This is a genomic window from Methylobacterium sp. CCH5-D2 (assembly GCF_001556475.1).
GTDB classification, from domain to species: domain Bacteria; phylum Pseudomonadota; class Alphaproteobacteria; order Rhizobiales; family Beijerinckiaceae; genus Methylobacterium; species Methylobacterium hispanicum.
In genome coordinates this window covers 1-475 of the sequence record NZ_LSIX01000543.1, presented here as the reverse complement: position 1 = coordinate 475, position 475 = coordinate 1, and the positions used below count along the sequence as shown (strand labels likewise).

Here is a 475-nt window from a genome sequence, read left to right as displayed (position 1 = left end):
GGCGCGACACCATGCTGGCCCGCATCGTCCAGATGGTGGCCGAGGCCCAGCGCTCGCGCGCACCCATCCAGCGCCTCGCCGACCAAGTGGCCGGCTGGTTCGTGCCCGCCGTCATCGGCGTGGCGGTCCTCGCGTTCCTCGCCTGGATGGTCTTCGGGCCGGAGCCGCGCTTCACCTTCGCGCTCTTGGCCGCCGTCGCGGTGCTCATCATTGCCTGCCCCTGCGCGCTCGGGCTCGCCACGCCGATGTCCATCATGGTCGGCGTCGGACGGGGTGCCGGGGCCGGCGTCCTGGTCAAGAACGCCGAGGCCCTGGAGCGCATGGAGCGGGTGGGCACCCTCCTGGTCGACAAGACAGGCACGCTGACCGAGGGCAAGCCGGCGGTCACCCGGATCGTGCCTTCAGCTAGCTTCGATGAGGCTACGGTGCTGCGCCTCGCGGCGAGCGTCGAGCGGGCGAGCGAGCACCCGCTGGC

Annotated in this window: 1 protein-coding gene; it reads left to right on the top strand. The window is 72.2% G+C overall.

The window, feature by feature from the left end; translation table 11 throughout:
* On the top strand, nt 1–475 hold a 475-nt coding region (locus AX737_RS13855), incomplete at both ends, for an HAD-IC family P-type ATPase (protein ID WP_156453711.1).